General features: G+C 42.3%; 6 protein-coding genes. 1 reads left to right on the forward strand and 5 read right to left on the reverse strand.

Annotated elements, in window-relative coordinates; translation table 11 throughout:
• Window positions 1–1,072 (forward strand): pentapeptide repeat-containing protein (locus LC574_RS24975; RefSeq protein ID WP_229456238.1); only part of this gene is annotated, 1,072 nt, incomplete at its 5' end.
• A gap of 118 nt (window positions 1,073–1,190) precedes the next feature.
• Here the strand turns inward: LC574_RS24975 and LC574_RS24980 are convergent.
• The 5 genes from LC574_RS24980 to LC574_RS25000 all read right to left on the reverse strand — a co-directional run bounded on the left by LC574_RS24980 (window position 1,191) and on the right by LC574_RS25000 (window position 5,137).
• A complete protein-coding gene (locus LC574_RS24980; protein WP_229456239.1) occupies window positions 1,191–1,805 on the reverse strand; it encodes a Uma2 family endonuclease in 615 nt (204 codons plus the stop codon).
• Between the two features lie 598 nt (window positions 1,806–2,403).
• Window positions 2,404–2,787, reverse strand: a complete 384-nt coding sequence (locus LC574_RS24985; protein ID WP_229456240.1) for a hypothetical protein — start codon at window positions 2,785–2,787, stop codon at window positions 2,404–2,406.
• Window positions 2,735–3,073: a hypothetical protein gene (locus LC574_RS24990; protein WP_229456241.1), complete on the reverse strand. Its 339-nt coding sequence runs from the start codon at window positions 3,071–3,073 to the stop codon at window positions 2,735–2,737. The genes LC574_RS24985 and LC574_RS24990 overlap by 53 nt, the downstream gene beginning before the upstream one ends.
• A 580-nt stretch (window positions 3,074–3,653) precedes the next feature.
• Window positions 3,654–4,268 (reverse strand): Uma2 family endonuclease, encoded by a 615-nt coding sequence (locus LC574_RS24995; RefSeq protein ID WP_229456242.1) that lies wholly within the window; start codon window positions 4,266–4,268, stop codon window positions 3,654–3,656.
• 239 nt (window positions 4,269–4,507) lie between these two features.
• Window positions 4,508–5,137, reverse strand: coding sequence for a restriction endonuclease subunit R (locus LC574_RS25000; protein ID WP_229456243.1), 630 nt, complete (start codon window positions 5,135–5,137; stop codon window positions 4,508–4,510).
• Between the last annotated feature and the right edge of the window lie 163 nt (window positions 5,138–5,300).

Raw genomic sequence — 5,300 nt, forward strand, 5'->3', positions numbered from 1 at the left:
CATTGGACTTATCCTCAATAACTGGATCGTCGGCATTATTGGAACGCTGATGGCTTTGCTGTTATCCCTAGCGATACTATTGCCTTGGTTGCAAAAAGCCTTAAATGAGTGGTTTTCACCCCAAGAACGCACCCTGTTTGTTGCCTTTTTGGGACTAATAGTAGCCATCATCGGCTTGATCAAGTTTACAGGTGTGGGCGATCGCTTGCTTGTTTGGGGACGCCAGATTAACTGGGACATTGCTGGAACTCTAGCAGAATGGTTTGGCGCTTTGGGGCAAATTCTGATCGCCGTCATCGCCGTTTACGTGGCGTGGCGACAATATGTTATTTCCAAAGACTTGACAATTCAGCAAAACCTGCTGACAGTTCAGCAAAACATTATCACCCAGCAGCAGACAATTGATTCCTATTTCCAAGGCGTTTCAGACTTAGTATTAGATGAAGAAGGATTATTAGAAGATTGGCCCCAAGAGAGAGCGATCGCTGAAGGACGCACTGCGGCAATTTTAAGTAGTGTCGATAGCAGTGGTAAAGCGAAAATTCTCCGCTTTCTCTCACGTTCCAAGTTGCTGTCTCCCCTAAAACGCGATGGCCGATTAGGTCGAGCCATTTTCAACGGAAGTGGCGGATATGCAGAAGACCGCCTAGAAGGTGTGCGTGTCATTGATTTAGGTGTAATGCTAGCCGCAGCAGACCTTTCTGGTACTGATTTGCGTTGGACTGACCTCAGCGAAGCTAATCTTGTCCGCGCTAATCTGAGCGGTTGCGACTTAGTAAAAGCCAATCTCTCCCGCACAATTTTATACAGTGCTAATCTCAATGGTGCCGACATCAACGGGATTCGCCTATTCTATGGTGTGATGGATAAAGCATCACCCCGCAGTCGCACTGAACGACCAAATTATCAAACCGGCGAACACACAGGCGCTGTGGTGGAAAATGCCGATTTCACGAATGTACAACGCATGTCTGAGTCTGCACGTAACTACTGTTGCGCTTGGGGTGGTGAAAAAACTAGAGGTACTATTCCCGGCGGTTGTGAAGGTATTCCTAATAAGTTGGGACGATAATTATAAGACTAGATTAGGACTTACGCACACTCTACGAATTCTCGGCGCTCTTGGCGTCTTGGCGGTTCGATAAATTAAGCTTTTTAGCAATTTTTGCGTAAGTCCTATAGATAAAAAATTAGTTAGCCGCATTAAAAATCTGCTGTGCAGTTAAATTTAATTGGGGAAAGGTAGGTGATGAAATCGCGGTATTACCTTGAAACGCTGTCATTTGATATTCACCATCAACTAATTCGCACACAAAAATAGTGGGTTGTTTGGGATTACCGATGAACTTTCTTGCACCCAATGCAGCATAATCAGCAATCCAATATTCGGGAATGCCCATTTCTTCATAATCCCTAAATTTATTGTAGTAATCATCTCGCCAGTTGGTTGAAACAACTTCGATGACTATTGGAACCGATGCTGCTTGGCTTACTGTTGACTGTTTTTGAAAAAGCGGTTCATTGTCGAGATTATCAAGATTTAGCAGCAACACATCAGGCGAATAAGCGGATTCGGCAGAAGGAGTTTTGACCAATGCGGTTTTGGGAATTCCGTAGGGTAAATTGAGACGATCAAACTCCACAGTTAATTTCCGCGACAAAAATGCAATAACTTTTTCATGTGTTCCGGTTGGAGGCGGCATTTCAATAATTACTCCTTTGTGCAACTCATAGCGTTTTCCATCGTTGGGATACCATTCGATAAATTCATTAAAGGTTAGTAATTTGGGCAACGCTTGGGTCATAATCCTACCTCCATATATGTTTTACTTTATCATGCAATAAATGTTGATTAGGATTACAAATATATTAAATGGCTTTATGTAAATTCTTGGGGGTTGCCTAAATTCAATCAACGACTACCCGAATTCAATCAACAACTGTCCAAATTCAATCAACGACTACCCAAATTCAATAAACGACTGCCCGAATTCAATAAACGACTACCCGAATTCAATAAACGACTACCCGAATTCAATAAACGACTACCCGAATTCAATAAACGACTACCCGAATTCAATAAACGACTACCCGAATTCAATAGACCTCTTGCATAAATCAAAAATAAAACCCCACCCCGCCAAAGCTATGCTTTGTCTCCCCTCCCCTTGCTAAGGGGAGGGGTTGGGGGTGGGGTATTGGGGACTTTTACAAGAGGTCTAATATAGGAACTTAGTACACGTCACCCTAAAAAAGGGTCGAAATTTAATTTTTTGTAGGTTGGGTTGAGGAACGAAACCCAACAAGCGCGGAAACGTTGGGTTTCGCTCCGCTTAACCCAACCTATAGTTAGTATTTCTAACGCTGCCTGTAGAGACAGGGGACTTAAACCCCCAAAGTTCGTTAAACGATAATATCGCTTGCCACTAGTAGTGGTGATCCTTCAAGCTGAATCTCGAAATTAGCCGATAGATTACTATCAGTATTACCTTGGAGAATATCTCCTGAATAACGGATCTGGCCGGGTGCGGTGAATGCGCCACTTCCTATGTAAGTGAAGGCTTGGTCGCCCACTATATTGGTGTTAGCGTCTATGCGAGATAGATCGATTAGATCACCTGCAAAGATACCGTTTCCAACAAAGTCTTTGATAATATCCCGTGACAAACCAGGTTGACTATCTGAAACTGAGTCGAACTGGAAAACATCGTTGCCAGTACCTCCATAGAGAGTATCAGTCCCAGCCCCCGATGAGAGTATCGTTGCCACCAAAGCCCAAGAGAGCATCGTTGTCGCCAAACCCTGCGAGGAAATCGTTACCACCAACGACATCAAACGGATCATCTCCTGCGAGGACATCAGGGTTATAAGTGCCAAAGACTATATCGTTGCCAGCACCCCCATTGATATTATAAAAGCTAAAAAGATCAAGCCCGCTCAGATAGTCGTCACCGCCAAATCCGTTGATGTAAACCGTATTAAATTCAATATAGGGGTACTGAGCAAAGCTAGAGTGATTGTAGTCAGTCAGATAGTCAGCGCCTGGAGTACCGTTATAAGTATAAAATGCCATTGATGAGTTTCTCCTTAACTTAGAGGGTAAAAAAATTACCTCATCACTTCCATCAGAAAACGGCGTTGCTGATTAAAAGTATGAATTTGGTTTCCTCCAAAGATGCAAAGGAAACAGTTTAAAACATGGAGTTTCACACTTTCATTCAGCAACACCGAGAAAATAAGGTGGAGAAATAACGAGTGGGAAGACAGGGCTATTTCATTCTCATCTAGCCCGCCTCAGAATAAATTCTGAGGCTAATAGCAAAAGTCGTCTAAAGACGACTAAGAAAGGCTTTTAGTCCACTAAAGTGGACTTGGGCTATTAGCCCGGAACTTTAGTTCTGGGCGGTTATGTCTAGAACGAAATAGCCCTGGTGGGAAGAGATAACAGAACCACACCTGATTTGAACAGGTCTTTGCTGTTAACTCTGAAGATTTAAGAAGCACTAGATTTCTTGATGATGTTGACATCAAAATACTGCCAAGAGTCATGTTATATCGTTTTTGCACTTTTCCAACATAACCCCCACTAAATAATTATTAAGCAGTTCAAATACTTATCCTCAGAGAGCGCCACGTGTTCCCCAATCCTAACTCTAGCGACCTGCAACAAATATCTCTTCTGCCGTCAAATTCAGGTTTGGAAATGTTTGGGAGATGAGGCGTTCTGTTCCCCTAAATTGTTGTCCTTGATAAATTCCATCGACTAACTGATAAATTGTAATCACTGGTTGCTTGGATAAGCCAATGTAGCGTTTACCTCCCAACCCTAAATAATCTGCGATCCAATACTCACCAATCCCTAAAGCTTCGTAGTCTTCCACTTTCCGGGCATAGTCATTCTGCCAATTGGTGCTGACAACCTCCACGACCAATTTAACAGACTTACCTAGTGTAATCACTGGCTCAGTTTTCCATAATGGCTCATTCGCCAAAGCCGTCTGATCAAGAATCACAACATCAGGTCTAAAGGCTGAATTTTGACCTAATGGTTTAATCAAGCATTTCATGGGAATAAACCAAGGCAAGTTGAGCAGATCAATTGCTACGTTGAGCTTACGATTAATTAACCCAGCTACTTGTTCATGAAGTCCAGTGGGTTCCAAGTCGATTAGTTCTCCGTCAATTAACTCGTAGCGTACATCATCCAGATAGCCAGCAACGAATGCCTCAGAGCTAAGATTGCCTGTATTAATAGTGGCTGAGACCATAGAGATTTGTCCTTCCAGGTTCAGAACTAGAGCAGCAATACCTGCTCTTAATTATTTTAACTACCTTTGATCAGGCAGGGAGCATCCCACTTTTTTAAACGTCATTGCGAACGCAACGAAGTGGAGTGAAGCAATCGCAAAATCTCTCACTACGAACAAGTCCATGCGATTACTTCGTCGTTCCTCCTCGCAATGACACTTATTCTCTCGTTGCAAAATAAAAACTGGGATGCACCCAATCAGGCAAAAGTCAATTGACTAATACGCTTCAAAATCTGGAGTACATTATATAACTCATTCCCCCGGTTACGGACATCAAAAATATCTGAAGTGGCATAGCGTGGAGGATGACCTTTAAGCAGTTTAATGAACATAAAACTGCCACCAGAAGTAATCATCCCAAATACTACATCTTGTGACTGGGGAACAGCCAGCATATATGCCAGAATTTGGTCAAGTCCTGCTTCTACCGAATAAGCAACCTGTTTAGACTCAATAACTGTTACCCAGAATTTTTGATTTAGAAGTAAGAAGTCAATTCGCCCTTTGATGATAGTTTGTTTGTCTGGTGTTTCAATCTCAATAGATTTCTCTAATTTGAGGTGAAAAGGAGGTAAATAAAACTTGCCAATGAATAGCAGTGGCGATAAAACAGTCGTGTTAACTGTATTTTCTAATAAAGGCGGATAATTTCGTAAATTTATGTAACCTGCCTTTATTTGATCCAATAGCTGCTTTTCTAAGCTTGTCAGTTCTGGTAGGTCATCTTGCCACTCTCGAAAGAATTCTTCCGAATCAACTAACTCTAATCCATAAAGCAATATTAGTTGCTCAAGTGTGACGTTTTCCGCAGCAAGAGTTTCAACCATTATGTTAATCAAGGAGTAGAAAAATCTACCAGTTTAGCAGGGCTATTTCGTTCTAGACATAAACCGCCCAGAACTGAAGTTCCTCTCTTATAGTCCAAGTCCACGCTTAGTGGACTAAAAGCCTTTCTTAGTCCACTAAGCGTGGACTTTTGCTATTAGCCTC

Origin of the sequence: Nostoc sp. CHAB 5715 (assembly GCF_020829685.1) — a bacterium.
Lineage (GTDB): Bacteria > Cyanobacteriota > Cyanobacteriia > Cyanobacteriales > Nostocaceae > Nostoc.